This window comes from Ruminococcus sp. RTP21204st1_B2_RTP21204_210225, assembly GCF_040914135.1.
Taxonomy (GTDB): Bacteria; Bacillota; Clostridia; order Oscillospirales; family Ruminococcaceae; genus Hominimerdicola; species Hominimerdicola aceti.
In genome coordinates this window covers 37,672-55,421 of record NZ_JBCPGA010000006.1, presented here as the reverse complement: position 1 = coordinate 55,421, position 17,750 = coordinate 37,672, and the positions used below count along the sequence as shown (strand labels likewise).

Below are 17,750 nucleotides of genomic sequence, written 5' to 3'. Positions count from 1 at the left end.
ATGACGAAAAAATCGAACGTTCCAGCAATAAGATTCAAGGATTTCACTGATACTTGGGAACAGCGTGAGTTTGGGGACGAGAATGATTTGATAACTGGCTACCCATTTGAAAGTGATTGTTTTTCTGAAACAGGTATAAACTTAATCCGAGGAATGAATGTAAAAAGAGGTTATATTGATTTATCAAATGATATTTGTGTGAAATGGACTTCTTCAAAAGGATTAGAAAGTTATTTGCTGAAAGAAAACGATATAATAATTCAAATGGACGGAGCTTTAATAGGAAAAAGCTACGGTATAATCAAGAAAAAACACTTACCAGCATTATTGGTGCAACGTGTAACCAGAGCAAGAATAAACAATGAGATTGCTGATTCTGACTTCATGTATCAAACAATTCAACGTGATTTTCTAACATATATAAGCATGAATAAGACGGAAACCGCTGTTCCGCATTTAAGTTTAAATGACATTAAGAATTTTGGAATTATGGTTCCGACTTTATTAGAGCAAAAGATGATAGGTTCTTTTTTTGCAAACCTCGACCGCCTTATCACCCTTCATCAGCGTAAGCTTGAAAAAGTCATTTTTGCATTCATTTCATTGTAGCATACTTTTCATATTTTTTCAATATATGTTTACATTTTTTAACGTAAATGTAACACACACCTGCCTTTAACAGTGGCTAAAACGCCAGTTGAACAGTAAAATGATTCTAATTTATCACTTCTCCCCAAATCCACCACTCAATTTTCATCACATCTGCCACTACCATTCCACGAATAATTGTGATATACCGTACTTCCAAACCAATCACGGAGGTATCAAAAATGAACTATATAAAAGACCTTTACTACGGCAATTTAGGCTTTTCGACGCAAAAATTCGGGACAATTCGCAGTATGCCAAGCTGATGAAAACCGAGGCTGATCTGTATGACCAGATAATCAAAATTCTCGGAGATGAAAACGGTGAACTGCTCAAAAAGATATGTGACACCCAGTTTTAGCTTAACGATGTAATGTCCGTGGATAACTACTCAGCCGGATTCCGTGACGGCGAAAAGCTGATGATTGACGTGCTCCTCGGCAAGAATGAAAATCTGAGTAAGGTGTAGCTCTCCGTCAAAATCTGCCGTACAAAGCTTACATTCTCGCAAGTGCCGTAAAACCCGCACTTTATGAGTAATACCACGCCTCAAAAAAAGCATACAATAGCGTACAAGCGTACTACAGCCACTCCGTTGTAATATGCTTGTTTGTTTTGTGTTATGCAAATGTAATGCGAGCCGAAACCTCGCAAAACGCTGAGAATACTGGGCAAATAGCTCTTTGTAATGCGGTAATACGGAGCAAAAATGGAGTACGCATACTACCTGAATTCCCATTCTGGAAACTCGATAGAACATAGGTCAGTCAATATACTCTTTCAACTTTTTCAGAGCCGACTTAACGCCCTTTTCCACCGTGCCGGCGTTAACGCAGAACTCCTCCCCAATTTGTTCAAAGGTCTGCGGAGCGCACCCGATGCCAAAATACATTCGGATATATTCCGCTTGCCGATGACTTAGAATGTCGTCCAGACTGTCCGCCAACAGCATGGCAAAAGCCTGATTTTCCTGCTCCAGCATTAGATCTTCGGGATTCAGACAATCGGACCTAAGCTTATCTTCAAGCTTGTCATCCTGCATACCCTCACCACTTTCAAGCATTGATTGGTACTCATCAATGCTTGTTTTCTCTTTTGTGCTTAAAATCAGCAACTCCTCGGATTTGTCCGCTGATATTTTGAGTATTTGACTTACGATTTCAATAAGTTCGGATGTGTTGCTTTCGGCATTGGCTGAAACGATTTTCCTCACCTTTCCTATCTGCTTGTTCAAATAAGGCGAAATACTCACCGTATCGAGAATAAAGCGGAGTTCTTCGAGCATTTTCAACTTAACACCCTTACAGGCATATGTCCAAAAAGGCACACCGCTGTTCTCGTCAAAGGTCTTCGACTGCTCAATCAGTGAAATGTAGCCGACCTTCTGCAAGTCCTCAAAAGCCTCAAATGCAAGATTGTATGATTTTGCAAGAGAATGTGCAAGTGCGTATACGTTGCGGTAATTATCCTGAATCAGCTGTTCATTTGTGTTCTTGGTCATTGTTCTTCCCCGATATTTAATGTCTTGTAAAGCGTGTGCTTTTCAAAAAGCTCTTCGAGCGTTTTGTACGTTATCAGATTTCCATTCTCGTCACTTTTGCCCCGAATTGCCTTGTCACGCATGGTTTCAAGGTAGTGCAGAATTTTGTCGTAATCCGCATCCGAAATACTTCCTCGGAATTTCTGCTGATAATATTTGTTCCTCGCCTTGTGGTAGGTCTGGATAATCGGATTGTTCTCAGCCTTTTCCTTGTGCTTGTTTTTCGCGCCAATCTGACGGCAGGTTCTGTTGGGATTTTCGGGAGACTTTTCATTGCAGTAAAACGTCTTGTAGCTGTCAGTCGCAAGGAAAAAACGTCCGCAGTGGTGACAGCGAAAAGGCGCTCTGCCATACTGCATTCCTCTGAAAAAATCGTACTGAATAACGCTTTGCGCATTATGAAATTCGCAGGTATCAACCACCCATGTCTTGTCTTTATCATCGGGATCGATCATTCCCGAAACGCCGATATTTACGTCCATGGTTTCACGAACTCTTGCCTTTTCATAGTACGGCACGCTCGCCATCAGCTCACTCGAAAGAGTGGAATATTCGTTAAACGCACCCCACGCAATCGCATAGTTGCTTTCGTCACGTTTCTTAAGCCGTGTAAAATATTCATCTGACATTTCGGCTATACAGCAGGCAATTATGTAAAGCCCAATCCCGTACCCCGAAAACAACTTTTTGTACCTCTCATACTCCGCAAACTCCTCCGACGTCATATCATACAGCCTGCCGTAGAAAGCCTTGCTTTTCATTATTTCGGCACGCTGTTTTTCTTTTTCCAGGTCAATATTCACATAGCAGTACGGTGGTAAAGTCACCGCAATTTGTTCGATTTCGATTATGCGGTCAACAAATTCCGTCATAGTCTGCTCGTTTTTCATCGCCATATTATTATCTGCAAACCGCGCAAAAGAGACGGTTAAGTCATAAATCTTTTTCATGTCCTCAGCTTTCATATTCAGCAGAGCCGTTGTGATTTCGCCAACCTTCAAAGCTATTTTTGTTGTGAAAATTCTATTCTTGTGAATCAGAAAATAGAAATTAAAAAAACTGTCGTCGGGCATATCGTAATTCGGATTGTTTGAAATTGCATTGTTCATGTCAAGTACCCCTCAAAAGTGTATTTATAGGTCAGCTCTAAAAACCTATATTTATTATATCACACTTTTTCAGATTTGTGGTAACTTTTATTGTACAATTGATATAAGCATTTGAAACCATGTAGTGAATGGATTTTTTGCCTGTAATGCGATTTGATAAATTAGAAAAAATTCGCCTAATTAATATACAGAGCGAATGATTGACGGAATCTTGAAAATTGAATAATCGGTAACCGAATACGTTATTTCTGACGGAGGGGTGATGAACTGTTCCAGCTGCTGAAGATGTACGCCATGACTTTTGTATTTCAAAACGAGCGACAAATACAATCTTCAACCTGCATCTAGCAACTGCAGTTGGCGATGAAAATCAGAAACGGATACTTACGTTTCAGCTTGCTGACATTGCACGTTCTCAATCGTGATACCAACCGTCGCAAGCAATAGGAACGCTGCTCTATGAGCCTGATAAGCTGTCTGGCGTTCGGCTACTGTTTGAAAGCGCAGGACACACCACAACAACTACATAAATTAAAAAAGGAGTGATGCCAATGTCAGAAATCATGACAGAAGGAAAAAAAGCAAAACTGATTGATGAAACAGTCTACAATGATCCCTACGTTGTTAAAAGCAATTGCCTTTATGAAATGGTTCAGGTGAAAGATCAGGTCGTTCCAATGAAACTTGCAGACTTTGTTCCCATACTTATTTCGGAAATCACCAGAGATGACGGCACAGAGCAAAAGAAAATGTTCAAGGTCGGTGCGGTTCACAAATCGGGAATTAAACTGTCGGAGCAGATTGTTTCCGCAGACGAAATGCAAAACATGAAATGGCTCTTAAACCGCTGGGGCGCATTGGGTGCTGCACAGCCTAAGCAAAACGTGCTAAGTAAAATCTGCCACGCAATTATGTTAACGAAAGGTGAGGTGAAATTTGAAACTATGTATCTCCAAACTGGTTGGAAGAAGATAAACGGTGAGTATGTGTTCCTGATGCCGACGCAGAACAGTCCGTTTACCGTTGAACTGCAGGGCAAGCTGAAAAACTATTCTTTCACTGAAAAGGGTTCGCAGGAGGACTTGATTTACTTGTCTGCAATGCTTGAAAACAGTTTTGCACCGCAGTGTGTTATGCTACCGCTGCTGGCGGTAACGTTTCTGTGTCCGCTCAATCACTTTCTGAAAAGTGCAGGCTGTGAGCCTAAATTCGTGACCGCACTCATAGGCAAGACGGGTAGTCGTAAATCCACACTTGCAGCGCTGTTTCTTTCGTTCTTCGGAAAGTTTTCAGCAAGCGACCTACCGATGTCATTCCACGACACAGCGAATAGCATTTTGAGCAACATATACTATTTAAAAGACGTGTTGACTTGCATTGACGATTTTCATCCGAGCGGAATGTTTCACGAACAGGAGATGAAAAGCATTGCGCAGAATATTTCGCGATACTACGGTGATAGAATTGGTCGTGCGCGACTAAATTCAAAAGCGGAGTTACAATCTTCAAAACCGCCTACAGGCAATGCAATTATCACAGCGGAGTACACTCCTGAAATTTCCGTGTCGGGTTCGGCGAGATACTTCAATATTGAACTTAATGAAAACGATGTTCAGCTTGATGACCTGTCAGAATATCAGCAGTTAGCAAATGACGGAGTGCTGTGTGGGATTATGCAAAGCTACATTGAGTGGATTAAAAATGTGTATCTTGATGATGAAAGTGCTTTTGTAAAAACACTCGAAGATGTGTTTTTGAAATACCGCAAGTTTTATCTGGACAGGCTGTGTGCAAACAGAATTAAGTTTCACAACCGCACACCCGACATGCTTGCACACTTGAAAATCGGGTTTGCATTTCTGCTTGTGTTTCTTAAATCGAAAAATCAAATCAACAAGTCGGAGCTTGATAAATTTGAAAAGGTGTTCGACGAGATCGTTTTGAAAGCTGTGTCTGCAAACGCAGAAATCATCGAGCTTGAAAATCCGACCACTCGCTTCTGTGAGAAGCTGAAAAGTCTGCTGGACAGCGGCAGGTGCTATGTAGAAACAAAAGGGCTTGACTCCACGCCCCGTCAGAGAAACTGCATCGGCTTGCAGGACGATGAGCACTACTACCTGTTCGCAGACACAACACACTCCGAGGTGCGAAAGCTGTGCGCCGAGCAGGGCGAGCATTTTTCTATTAGCAAAAATGAGCTACTCCGTCAGCTTCGTAAAGAGGGCTTGCTGCTGTCAAGGACAAGCCGCAACACGGTCTCGGTCAGGGATAACTCCAACACAGTAGTGAATGTGGCGATGCTGAATAAGCTAAAGATGGAAGAACGGCTATCGGGCGATTTGTACCGCCCCACAGCCGAGGTCGGATAGTTTAACCAACGAGCCAACAAAACGCCGCTGTGAGCGATTTGTCGGCGTTTGTGAGCGAGGTACAGCAAGATATTTTTTGCAGAAGGAAGATGAGAAAAATGGAGTAAAATCGGCTGTCGGCATATTGCACGGGCCGGGTAAATTCCAAGCGGTTATGACGTAGAGGAATAAGATTGCAAGTTAAAGTTTCGGGGTCGCAGCCCCCGAAACACTCACAGCGGACGAGCAAAGCTCGCCGCAAAAGTGCCGAAAATACGCAGTTTCAGCAAATTGATTGTGCATAATTTTTATGGGGTCATAAATTTGAGCTTTGAATGATTCAGGGGTCGCAAGGGCTGAAAAGTGCGTAAAATCGGCGTGATTACAGGCGTTGTCGATGACGTCTAAGAGAATATCAGGAAAGGACTGTTTAAAATGACCGGAAGAAAAATCAAAGGCAGAACAATCGGAAAGACAACAAGGAGGGGGATAACAGAATGGATAACAACACAAAGATCACCATGCTTACGATCAAGGAGGCGGCTGCTCTTGTAAACGGCATGACCGAGTACAGAGTACGTCAGATGTGCATCAACGATCAAATTCCGCACATAATGGCCGGCAGAAAGTATCTCATTAACAAAGATATTTTTCTGAACTATCTCCGTGGAAAAACATCGTAAGAAATTAGCTCATAGGAAAGATACAAGTATACGGCGGCGCATTTCTCTGGACTTTTCCACCGAGATGTGGTAAAATGTTGTCGGTAGAAATGCGCCATGGTTTTGAAACGGAGGTTTTAATATATATGGCGACTATTAGAAAGCGTCCCAATGGGACTTACGAAATAAAGGTATCATGCGGCTACGGCGTAGACGGTAAGCAGCGCAACCAGTACAAGAGCTACAAACCTGAGCCTGGTATGACACCTCGGCAGATCGAAAAGGAGGTGCAGCGTCAAGCAATACTTTTCGAGGAGGACTGCAAGCGAGGACAGATAACTGCGGCAGTCAAGTTTGAGACATTTGCCGAACAGTGGTTTGAAGAATATGCAAAGGTCAATCTGCGTTCCACATCATATTCGAGAATGAAACAACTCACCAAACGCATATACCCAGCACTTGGTCATAAAAGACTTGACAAAATAACGAGTCGAGATATTCAGAAATTTGTGACTGACTTGCTTATCAACGGCAAGAACATGAACAACGGAAAGCCGCTGTCACGCAAAACAGCGGTGCATCATCTCAGCCTTATCAGCGATGTGTTCAGCTACGCTATCCGTATGGGAATGCTGACTGACAACCCTTGCAGACGGGTGGTTGTTCCAAAATCCGAGCAAGAGGAAAAGCAGATATATACGCTGGACGAGGTAAAAACACTCTACGAACATTTAAGGGACGAGCCTATGAAATACCAGGTGTACCTTCTGCTTTCGATATACAGCGGCTTCAGGCGCAGCGAAATGCTGGGATTGGAATGGAAAGATATCGACTTTGAGAACAGCCTGATCCATGTCCGCAGAACATCTCAGTATACAAAGGAAAAGGGCATATACACCGACACCACCAAGACGCGAAAGTCCAAGCGTGTGTCAAAGTTTCCACCGTCTATAATGAATCTGCTAAAGCAGTTCAAGACAGAGCAGGACAAGGAAGCGAAACAGCTCGGTACAAAATGGGAGGACCACGACAGGCTGTTCACCAAATGGAACGGCGCACCTATGAATCCGCAGACTCCCTTTGAGTGGCTTCAGGGCTACTGCGAGCGCATCGGAATACCGTTTCGAAATATTCACTCTCTACGTCACCTCCATGCCTCGCTACTGATTTTTGAGGGTGTGGACGTTGTAGCGGTGTCCGCAGATATGGGACATAGCGTTGTTGGAACGACCTTAAATTTATATTCCCATATGTTCCAAGAGGCGAGAGCACGCAACTGCGATGCGATAAGCAACGCTCTAAGCTTCACAAACGAGGTTAAAGTGAAAGAAGAAAAGCACTCCGAGGACAGCACAGAGGGCACCTACGAAGATGAGGACGAGCAGGAAGAAGAACAGTTCGGACAAGTTTTCGGGGCATAAAAACAACCGCAGGGCGCAAGCCTTGCGGGGTACATAGAACACAGCCAAGAGGTAGTCGAAAGCGGTTATTTTCAAAATAAGTGGCAGATAAGTGGTTGAGGAGATTTTAGGGAAAAATAAATCCCTGAAAACAACGCAAATGCGTTATTTTCAGGGAAGTGATCTGGTGACCCGTACGGGAATTGAACCCATGATTCCGCCGTGAAAGGGCGGCGTCTTAACCTCTTGACCAACGGGCCGATTTTTCGCTATGAGAAATGTGGTAGCGGTAACTGGATTTGAACCGGTGACACCCTGGGTATGAACCAAGTGCTCTAGCCAACTGAGCTATACCGCCATATGCGTTTCTCATAGCGACTTGATTATTATACACTATTTATGCCCCGTTGTCAACCTTTTTTGCGCAAAAAGTTTGGACTTTTTTGATTTTTGCCTTTTTGCACAGTATTATGCTTTTGCTAAAAAAGCAAATGCGTCATTTTGCATAATTTTTGTGCGCAGCTACAATATAGGAAGTGTAAAATAAGAATATTTTACATGAATTTTGCTTAAAACTCTTTAACAATTTGCCGTTTTGTGATATAATATATTGAATCAGTATAGATGTTTTGATATCATAATAAAAGGAGTATGGCACAATGAAAAATGTGTTTATGAATAGAGAGCTGTCATGGCTGAAATTTAATGAAAGAGTCCTTGAGGAGGCTGAGCGTGAGTGCGTGCCACTCTGTGAAAGACTTTCTTTTGCTTCTATCTATCAGAGCAATCTGGACGAGTTCTTTATGGTTCGTGTAGGCTCGCTTACTGACCAGATGGAGGTCGATCCAGACAGCAGGGAAAATAAAACAAATATGACCGCTAAGGAACAGCTCAAAGCCGTTATTGCTAGAGTGGGCGAGCTTAACGAGCGTAAAAATAAGGTGTATGCTGACCTTATGGAGAAAATAGCTGAGCAGGGCGTTGCTCTTGTTGATTTTTCCAAGCTTACAGCGGAGGAAAATTCTCAGTTGGAACAGTATTTTATTAATCAGATAGCACCGCTGCTTTCACCTATGGTGGTGGGAAAAAGACAGCCTTTCCCTTTCCTTAAAAATAAGGATATCTATGCCGCAGTTGTCCTTGAAAGCAAAAATTCCAAGGAGAAACTGGGCGTTATTTCCTGCGGAAGCGATGTCTTCCCACGCCTTATAAAGGTCGGTTCAACAGGCAAGTATATGCTTTCTGAAGAGCTTATCCTCCACTATGTACCTAAAATTTTCAAGGGCTACACCGTCAAGTCAAAGTCACTTATAAGAGTTACAAGAAATGCTGATATCGACGCTGACGCACTTTACGACGAAGATCTTGATTACCGTGAGTTCATGGCTGACCTTATAAAGAAAAGAAAACGTCTTGCACCTGTCAGACTGGAGCTTTCAAGGCAGCTTGATAACAATATCGTTGACCTGCTCTGCAAACAGCTTGAAGTGAATAAAAAATCTGTTTTCAGAAACAGCACTCCTCTTGATCTGTCATTCCTGTTCCAGATACAGGATATACTCAGACAGAAAACCGAGCTTTTCTATAAAAAGAGAGTTCCGCAGAGGTTTACTGCCTTTGACGATAACAAGCCGATCCTGCCGCAGATAAAAAAGAAAGACAGACTGCTTTCTTATCCTTTTGATAGCATAAAGCCTTTTATCAATATGCTCCGTGAGGCGGCTGACGATAAAAATGTTGTGTCTATAAAAATGACATTGTATCGTGTGGCAAAGCACAGTGAGGTGGTCGAAGCCCTTTGTGAAGCCGCAGAGAACGGCAAGGACGTTCTTGTGTTGGTGGAGCTTAAAGCGAGATTTGATGAGGAAAATAATATCGAGTGGTCACGCCGACTTGAAAAGGCTGGCTGTACTGTTATCTATGGTCTGGAGGGCTATAAGGTACATTCAAAGCTTTGCCTTATCACAAAGCGTTCAGGCACAAAGACCGAGTATTATACTCAGATAGGCACCGGAAACTACAACGAGAAAACTTCAAGACTTTATACCGACCTGTCTGTTATGACCTGCGATAAGGACATCGCAAAGGACGCTATAGACGTGTTCAATGCTCTTGCTTCTGACGATACTGTAAAGAGCGTTGACAAGCTTCTTGTTGCACCGAATTGTCTGCAAAACAAGGTGCTTGATATGATAGACGAGCAGATAGCCATAGCACAATCAGGAGGAGAGGGCTATATAGGCGTGAAGATAAATTCTCTCACTGATAAGAAGATAATCGACAGATTTATCGAAGCTTCAAGAGCCGGCGTTAAGATAGACCTTGTGGTAAGAGGCATATGCTGTCTTATCCCAGGCGTTGAGGGCGAAACCGACAACATCAGGATAATAAGCATTGTAGGACGTTTTCTTGAACATTCCCGTATCTATATGTTTGGCAAGGGCGAGGAAAGAAAGATATATATTGCTTCCGCAGACTTTATGACAAGAAATACCCTCAGACGTGTTGAGGTCGCTACACCTATTCTTGACGAGGATATCAAGGCTCAGATAAGCATGATGTTCGACAAAATGCTTGCAGATAATTGTCAGGCAAGAGAGCTTGATTCTGACGGGGAATATACCCTTGTTTCAGACGGCAAAGAGCCGCTCAATTCTCAGGAACTTTTCTATGACCTTGCCTATGAAAGAGCTTCAAAGGCGGAGGTCGAGGATAAATGACAATATTTGCCCTGAAGGGTTCACTTGAAGAAATAACACCGACACAGCTACGCGAACAAACTTGCTCAGCTGTGTTTATTACCGACTCTGCTCACGCAGAGGAAACCCTCAGAACGGCGAACATAACCTACGAGGGCGTGATATCCCTGCGTGACGTTGTGTTCTGTAAGATAGAATCACAGCCTTTCTGTTTGGCAGGCACGCTTTCTATCCCCAAGCTTCTTGACATAAAGGGAAGCCGCCACAGGATACAGTTTTTTATCGACAACAAAAACATGGTGATAATAGACGATGAGGAGTTCTCGCTCAGGTTAGTCCAACGCATACAGAGAAGCAGGCATAATCAGGGAGAGAGCAGGGAGCATTTTATCTACAATTTTTTCAGCGAATTTATGCTCCGTGACACCGAGCTTCTTGCGGAACATGAGCAAAAGCTTATGGAGCTTGAGGAAAACGTAAACGATGGCAAGACGGACGATTTTCTTGAAACCATAACGCCTATCAGAAAAGAGCTTCTTATTTTGAGAAGCTACTATGATGAAATAATGGATCTGGGCAGAGAGCTTGAAGAGGACGAGAACGGCTTCTTTGAGAAAAAGCAGAAAAAATATTTTGGCACTATCTCAGACCGTGCCGACAGGCTCATGGGCAGGACTGTACATCTTCTTGAATATGCAACGCAGGTGCGAGACGCTTATCAGTCCCATGTCAATGCTCAGCAGAACAAGAATATGGAGTTTCTTACGGTCATATCCACTATATTTTTCCCTCTGACCCTTATCACAGGCTGGTATGGCATGAACTTTCAGAATATGCCCGAACTTAAAGAGGGGTATCCGGGTGTTATAGCCCTTAGTGTAATAGTAGTGATAGTGTGTATAATCTTTTTCAAACGAAAGAAAATGCTTTAAGGCGGACTTTGTTCCGCCTTTTTTTCGTGCTAAAGGTCAGAAATGGCGGTAAATTCATATTTCACCTCTTGAATTTGGATAATAATTGTGCTATAATAACTTTATATTTGCGAAAAGAGGTGACTTGTCTGAATAAAGAATTACTGCTATTGCTGTTGAAGCTGGCAGCAGGCTGTGTCGTAATAATGACCTTTATCGTCATTGCCTGCCTTATCACTCCAAAAATAGCACGATTTATTGAAAAACGTCACCCTGAGCTTGCCGAAAAGGACGATCCCGAAAGGGTGGACGGTGAGAATACAGGGAATGATCCTGAGAACTATAAGGTACAGGGCATATTTGATAAGTCCCACATTGACGGCTGGGATCCTAACTATAAGATATATAACGAGGATATCTATGCTCTTAATTTTAAAAAGAAAAAGAAGAATGTCAGCAGTGAAGCTGTTAAAAAAGACGACGGCAACAAGAATAATGACAATGCCTGAATGATATAAGAAAGAGGTTTTATAAATGGCTAAGGATAAGAAAATGGTTGACGCGATAACCTCCATGGATGAGGATTTCGCAAAGTGGTATACTGATATATGTATGAAGGCTGAGCTTGTTTCATACACAAGCGTAAAGGGCTGTATGGTAATAAGACCTTACGGCTACGCAATATGGGAGAATATCCAACATATACTTGACACAAAGTTCAAGGAGCTTGGTCATGAAAATGTTTGTATGCCTATGTTTATTCCTGAGAGCCTGCTTCAGAAGGAGAAAGACCACGTTGAGGGCTTTGCTCCTGAGGTAGCTTGGGTAACATACGGCGGAAGTGAAAAGCTTGAAGACAGACTTTGCGTAAGACCAACGTCTGAAACGCTTTTCTGCGAGCATTATGCTAATATAGTTCATTCCTACAGAGATCTTCCTAAGCTTTATAATCAGTGGGTATCTGTTGTACGTTGGGAAAAAACAACAAGACCATTTCTTCGTTCAAGAGAGTTCCTGTGGCAGGAGGGTCATACTATCCACGAGACACCTGAGGAGGCTATCGAGGAGACAGAGAGAATGCTCAACGTATACGCTGATTTCTGCGAGCAGCAGCTTGCTATGCCGGTCGTAAAGGGCAGAAAGACAGAGAGCGACAAGTTCGCAGGTGCAGAAGCAACATACGCTATCGAGGCTCTTATGCACGACGGCAAGGCTTTGCAGGCAGGCACTTCGCATTACTTTGGCGATGGCTTTGCAAAGGCTTTCGATATCACTTATACTGGAAGAGATAATAAGCTTGCACACCCATTCCAGACATCATGGGGCGTTACGACAAGGCTTATCGGTGCAGTTATAATGACACACGGCGACGATAACGGACTTGTTCTGCCACCTGCTGTTGCACCTGTTCAGGTAGTTATCGTACCTATAGCACAGCACAAAGAGGGCGTTCTTGACAAGGCTAACGAGCTTTACAACACGCTTAAAAATGCAGGCATAAGAGTTAAGCTCGACGATTCAGAGCAGTCACCTGGCTGGAAGTTTGCACAGTATGAGATGAAGGGCGTTCCTGTAAGACTTGAAATTGGTCCAAAGGATATTGAGAACGATCAGTGTGTGCTTGTTACAAGACACAACAGAGAAAAGGTATTCTGCAAGCTTGGTGAGCTTGTTGAAACAGTAAATGAAAGACTTCAGGCTGTTCATGATGGTCTTTATGCAAAGGCACTTGAAAACAGAGAAAGACGCACCTATGTTTGCAAGACACTTGACGAGATAACAAAGGCTCTTGAGGAAAAGGGCGACGGCTTTGTTAAGGCAATGTGGTGCGGCGATGAAGCTTGCGAGGATAAGGTAAAGGAACTCACAGGAGTAGGCTCAAGATGTATCCCATTTGAGCAGGAGGAGATAGCAGATACCTGCGTATGCTGTGGAAAGCCAGCAAAGCATATGGTGCTTTGGGGCAAGGCTTATTAATAGGCTCTTTGGATATAAAAATATCGGGCGGCTGTCAAATAATTGGCAGTCACCCGTTTTTTGTTTGTGATTTTTAGCTGTTTGCCTGGACAAGGCTCTTTACTATCGGTATGATAAGGCAGAGCATATAGACTATTGTGGCAGGGTTTGTGAAAACATATCTGCGGCACTCTTTTGGTGTAAGCACGTTTTCGCTGTCATCAATGAGAAGCTTTTTAAGGCTTGTGAAAAGCACCATAAAGCCCACCAGACCTATGACTATCTCAGCAACGCTCATGAAGGTCTCATAGTGTTCAAGCCCTATTGCATCAGATATGGACGAGAAGTTTGCAAGCAGATTGTTTAGACAGTGTATTATAACTGTTGGCAGTATCGAGCCGCACTTTGCGGCGATAATAGCGTAAACAAGTCCTGTGCCGAATGCCGAAGCCGCCTGAGGGATATTTCCGTGCATAAGTCCGAATGCAAGTGCCGAGAAAAGCACCGCCGCACCCCTTCCGTATGGGCTTAGAGCCGTGAGGATCGCTCCACGGTAGATAAATTCCTCCACGATAGGGGCTATTATCACAACGTATGAGAACTGCACTATTACTGCAAGGGCAGAGGGCTGATGAATGGAAAAATCGCTTGTGGGAACTGTCACTCCGTTTTGACCAAGTATACCCGTGAGGATAGATATGAGCTGTGACAGCAGAATGTTTATCACAAAGCAGGCTGAAAACCATTTTAGCCCTTTTACTGCCGTGCCTTTTTTCGGCTTTATGAAGCTTGATTCTCGTTTTCGGAAAAGTATAGCAAAAACTATCCCAAAAACAAGCACGCTCATAAGAGTGATAAACAAATTTGCCGTCATGGAAAAAGTAGTTGAGCTTATAAAAGCGGTCTGCTTTTTCAGATAGCTGAGAACTGCCGAGTAGCTAAGAGTGAATTTTCCTGAGTGGTAAGTGTATGCAACGTAAAAGAATAACACTGCGAATATCCTGTTTAGCAGGTTGTATAAAATGAGCAGAAGTGAAATTTTCACGCAATCTATAGTAAGAAGTTTCTTTTCCTGCTGTTTTTCAGGGGTCAGCAGAGAAACAGACTTTTTGGTAGTCAAATATTATTCCTCCCTTGTTCGGTCTTGTCTATATATTATAACACACAACATGGTGCTTTTGCAAATGGTATTTTGTCAGGTATGTGATGAAATGTTATGGATTTGTAAATAAATAAGAGAAATTTTGTGATAACTATTGCATTTTATCAACCTTGTTGTATAATATAATTAGCACTCAAATAGATAGAGTGCTAATTATATTGCTAACAATACTGAAAAGTAAAAAAATAAGGAAAGGTCGAGGTTTTATGCAGACAAAAGAATTTAAGGCAGAATCCAAAAGACTGCTTGATATGATGATCAATTCGATCTACACTCATAAGGAGATTTTTCTCAGAGAGATAATCTCAAATGCAAGCGACGCTATTGATAAGCTGTATTTCAAGTCCCTGACAGACACTTCTGTGGGAATAAAAAAGAGCGACTTCGCTATCAATATCGCTATCGACAAGGAAAACAGAACGCTTACAGTTTCTGATAACGGCATCGGTATGACCGAGGAGGATCTTGAAAACAACCTTGGTACTATCGCAAACTCAGGCTCGTTTGCTTTTAAGAAAGACAATGACCTTGGAGACGATGTTGATATCATCGGTCAGTTCGGTGTAGGCTTCTATTCTACTTTTATGGTAGCAAAGGAAGTTACCGTTGTAACAAAGGCTTTTGGCAGCGATCAGGCTTACAAGTGGACATCTGACGGTGTTGAGGGCTACACAATAGAAGAGTGTGACAAGCCTGACGGCGTCGGCACAACTATCACACTTAAACTCAAGGACGATACTGATGACGAGAAGTATTCAACATATCTTGATCAGTATCAGATACAGTCACTTGTAAAGAAATATTCTGACTACATCAGATTCCCTATCAGAATGGAAGTCGAGCATACTCATTATAATGAGGAGGGCAAAGAGCCTGAGGTACACAAGGCTATCGAAACTCTTAACAGCATGACCCCTATCTGGAAGAAGAACAAGAGCGAGCTAAAGGACGAGGATTACAACAACTTCTATATGGAGAAGTTCGGCGACTATGAGCCACCTGTTGCACATATCCATTCAAAGAACGAGGGCGTTGCAACATATGATGCACTGCTTTATATCCCTGCCCGTGCGCCTTTTGACTATTACTCAAAGGACTATGAAAAGGGACTCCAGCTTTATTCAAGCGGTGTAATGATAATGGAAAAGTGTGCAGACCTGCTTCCTGACTGGTTCAGCTTTGTAAAGGGCGTTGTTGACTCTGAGGATCTCTCACTGAACATCTCCCGTGAGCTTTTACAGCAGGACAGACAGCTCAAGATAATCGCAAAGAACCTTGAAAAGTCCATAAAGAACGAGCTTGCAAAGCTTCTGAAAAACGACCGTGAGAAGTATGAGAAGTTCTACAGCGTATTCGGGCTTCAGTTTAAGTTTGGCATTTATCAGTCATACGGCGCTGCAAACGAAACTCTGAAAGATCTCCTTATGTTCCCGTCCTCATTTGACGGCAAGAACGTTACACTCAAAGAGTATGTTTCAAGAATGAAAGAAGATCAGAAAGAGATCTACTATGCTTGCGGCGAAACAAAGGAAAGGATCGAAATGCTCCCTCAGCTTGAAAAGATCAAGGATAAGGGCTATGAAGTTCTTTACTTTACACAGGACGTTGACGAGTTCGCTATCAAGGTGATGATAAACTATGACGGCAAGCCTTTCAAGTCCATAAGCGACGCTGATCTCGACCTTGACACAGAGGAAGAAAAGGAAGAGGCTAAAAAGCTTGACGAAGAGAACAAGGATATGTTCGCTTTCATGCAGGAAGCTATCGCTGACAAGGTAAAGACTGTCCGTCTTTCAAAGAAGCTTAAAACTCACCCTGTTTGTCTTTCATCAGACGGCAGCATAACTATCGAAATGGAGAAGGTACTCAACGCTATGCCTCAGAATGACGGCAATAAGGTAAAGGCTGAAAAGGCACTGGAGATAAATCCAAATCACCCTATCTTTGAGAAGCTGAAAGACCTCTATGCTAACGATAAGGACAAGCTGAAAGACTATGCAAAGCTTCTTTACGATCAGGCTTTGCTTATCGAGGGTATGTCTATCGACAACCCTGTTGAGTTTGCAAACCTTGTTTGCGAGCTTATGACAAAGTAATAAAGCTATACAGATACTCTCTTAACATACCGAAAGCCGTGGGAACAGCAGTGTTTCCACGGCTTTTTTGTGCTTTTCAGGCTGATAATTGTAGGTTTTATACAAAACAAAATAAGTTTATTTGTTAAAAAAACAGATTCAGAAAACAAATTTTATGTATGCTGTTGACAAATAAATGTAGGTGTGTTAATATAATTATAGTGAAATTGATACATAACATCTTTTATTGGAGTGTTACCTTTCATTTATAGACTGGGCATGACCAACTTTGTACGGACATATTGTGTGGGTTCGTATTAAGGTTGGCTTTTTTTATTTTATAGGGGGATTTTTAATGAAAATAATCAAGGTGATAAATAATAACACCGTAAGCGTTATAGACGATAAAGGAAAAGAGCAGATAATCTCAGGCAAGGGGATAGGCTTTGGGAAAAAATACGGCGACGAGCCTGATAAGGATAAGATTCAGAAAATGTATCTTGTCACAGACTCAGAGCTTAGAAAAAGGCTTATCGAGTGCCTGACCGAGATACCATATGAGCATATAAAGCTTACGGCAGATCTTGTGGACTATATTTCTTCACATATCGACGGACGGCTAAACGAGTCGCTCATAATAACACTTTCAGACCACATCTCATTTGCCATTGAAAGAAAAAAGCAGGGACTTGAATTTGATAATCCTCTCATGGACGCCATAAGCGACTGTTTCCCGAAGGAGCTTGCTCTTGGAAGATATTGCGTGGCGGAGATATATCAGCGTTTGGGCGTTGAGCTGAGGGGTGATGAAGCGGGCTTTATCGCAATGCACATCATAAACGCAAGGCTCGGCACAAAAATGGAACAGATACAGGATATCACTAAAATGGTGAACAGCTGTGCTGAGATAGCAGACGCTTGCCTGGCAGGGAAGATAAACAAGAACTCTGTTGCATATGAAAGATTTCTTGTGCATTTAAAATATCTTGCGAAAAGACTCTTCAAATCTCAGGAGCTTCCTAATGTTCTCAGCAGGGACGAGGAGTTCGCTGATATCATAAAAAAGAAATTCAAAAAGCAGTATAAATGCGCAAAGCATATGCAGGATCATATTTTGAAGAATTATGCTAAAACTATATCGGAAGATGAAATGATAACTCTTACTATTCATCTGAAAAAAATAAGCGTATAGGCATTATTGCCACAGCTTATATATAATGTATTCGCTGCGGTATTATCA

General features: G+C 42.5%; 13 protein-coding genes and 2 tRNA genes. 10 read left to right on the top strand and 5 right to left on the bottom strand.

The features are described 5' to 3' along the window. Positions 1 to 609: a restriction endonuclease subunit S gene (locus AB5123_RS03875; protein ID WP_117894212.1), complete on the top strand. Its 609-nt coding sequence runs from the start codon at positions 1 to 3 to the stop codon at positions 607 to 609. Between the two features lie 802 nt (positions 610 to 1,411). On the opposite strand, the gene AB5123_RS03870 is transcribed toward AB5123_RS03875, so the two are convergent. Further along, positions 1,412 to 2,149 carry a sigma-70 family RNA polymerase sigma factor gene (locus tag AB5123_RS03870; RefSeq protein ID WP_022286572.1) on the bottom strand — a complete coding sequence of 246 codons (738 nt, stop codon included), beginning with the start codon at positions 2,147 to 2,149 and terminating at the stop codon, positions 1,412 to 1,414. Continuing rightward, positions 2,146 to 3,297, bottom strand: coding sequence for a DUF6076 domain-containing protein (locus tag AB5123_RS03865; RefSeq protein WP_337811976.1), 1,152 nt, complete (start codon positions 3,295 to 3,297; stop codon positions 2,146 to 2,148). The genes AB5123_RS03870 and AB5123_RS03865 overlap by 4 nt, the downstream gene beginning before the upstream one ends. A gap of 551 nt (positions 3,298 to 3,848) precedes the next feature. Here AB5123_RS03865 and AB5123_RS03860 point away from each other — a divergent pair. The 3 genes from AB5123_RS03860 (at position 3,849) to xerC (ending at position 7,728) form a co-directional block, all read left to right on the top strand. Beyond that, on the top strand, positions 3,849 to 5,666 hold the full coding sequence (locus AB5123_RS03860) for a DUF927 domain-containing protein (RefSeq protein WP_337811977.1): 1,818 nt from the start codon (positions 3,849 to 3,851) through the stop codon (positions 5,664 to 5,666). A gap of 476 nt (positions 5,667 to 6,142) precedes the next feature. After that, a complete protein-coding gene (locus tag AB5123_RS03855; protein ID WP_337811978.1) occupies positions 6,143 to 6,328 on the top strand; it encodes a helix-turn-helix domain-containing protein in 186 nt (61 codons plus the stop codon). A gap of 125 nt (positions 6,329 to 6,453) precedes the next feature. Next, positions 6,454 to 7,728: a tyrosine recombinase XerC gene (gene xerC, locus AB5123_RS03850; protein WP_368364538.1), complete on the top strand. Its 1,275-nt coding sequence runs from the start codon at positions 6,454 to 6,456 to the stop codon at positions 7,726 to 7,728. Between the two features lie 164 nt (positions 7,729 to 7,892). Here the strand turns inward: xerC and AB5123_RS03845 are convergent. Both AB5123_RS03845 and AB5123_RS03840 read right to left on the bottom strand, forming a co-directional pair. After that, a tRNA-Glu gene (locus tag AB5123_RS03845) sits at positions 7,893 to 7,967 on the bottom strand. Between the two features lie 21 nt (positions 7,968 to 7,988). Next, positions 7,989 to 8,065 (bottom strand) — tRNA-Met (locus tag AB5123_RS03840). Between the two features lie 301 nt (positions 8,066 to 8,366). Here AB5123_RS03840 and ppk1 point away from each other — a divergent pair. The 4 genes from ppk1 (at position 8,367) to proS (ending at position 13,294) form a co-directional block, all read left to right on the top strand. After that, positions 8,367 to 10,427: a polyphosphate kinase 1 gene (ppk1, locus tag AB5123_RS03835; RefSeq protein WP_347503560.1), complete on the top strand. Its 2,061-nt coding sequence runs from the start codon at positions 8,367 to 8,369 to the stop codon at positions 10,425 to 10,427. Next, positions 10,424 to 11,338, top strand: a complete 915-nt coding sequence (locus AB5123_RS03830) for a CorA family divalent cation transporter (RefSeq protein WP_347503561.1) — start codon at positions 10,424 to 10,426, stop codon at positions 11,336 to 11,338. The genes ppk1 and AB5123_RS03830 overlap by 4 nt, the downstream gene beginning before the upstream one ends. A gap of 149 nt (positions 11,339 to 11,487) precedes the next feature. Then, positions 11,488 to 11,826 (top strand): hypothetical protein, encoded by a 339-nt coding sequence (locus AB5123_RS03825; protein ID WP_242843658.1) that lies wholly within the window; start codon positions 11,488 to 11,490, stop codon positions 11,824 to 11,826. Positions 11,827 to 11,851: 25 nt separating this feature from the next. Then, the gene (gene proS, locus AB5123_RS03820) at positions 11,852 to 13,294 is read left to right on the top strand and encodes a proline--tRNA ligase (protein ID WP_038670602.1); all 1,443 of its coding nucleotides are present in this window, start codon (positions 11,852 to 11,854) and stop codon (positions 13,292 to 13,294) included. A 73-nt stretch (positions 13,295 to 13,367) separates the two neighbouring features. Here proS and AB5123_RS03815 read toward each other — a convergent pair whose 3' ends face one another. Continuing rightward, the gene (locus AB5123_RS03815) at positions 13,368 to 14,393 is read right to left on the bottom strand and encodes a CPBP family intramembrane glutamic endopeptidase (RefSeq protein ID WP_278945818.1); all 1,026 of its coding nucleotides are present in this window, start codon (positions 14,391 to 14,393) and stop codon (positions 13,368 to 13,370) included. Positions 14,394 to 14,641: 248 nt separating this feature from the next. Between AB5123_RS03815 and htpG the strand changes: the two genes are divergently transcribed. Further along, the gene (gene htpG, locus AB5123_RS03810; RefSeq protein ID WP_278945819.1) at positions 14,642 to 16,531 is read left to right on the top strand and encodes a molecular chaperone HtpG; all 1,890 of its coding nucleotides are present in this window, start codon (positions 14,642 to 14,644) and stop codon (positions 16,529 to 16,531) included. A gap of 334 nt (positions 16,532 to 16,865) precedes the next feature. Continuing rightward, positions 16,866 to 17,702: a PRD domain-containing protein gene (locus AB5123_RS03805; protein WP_038670605.1), complete on the top strand. Its 837-nt coding sequence runs from the start codon at positions 16,866 to 16,868 to the stop codon at positions 17,700 to 17,702. Positions 17,703 to 17,750 lie beyond the last annotated feature (48 nt).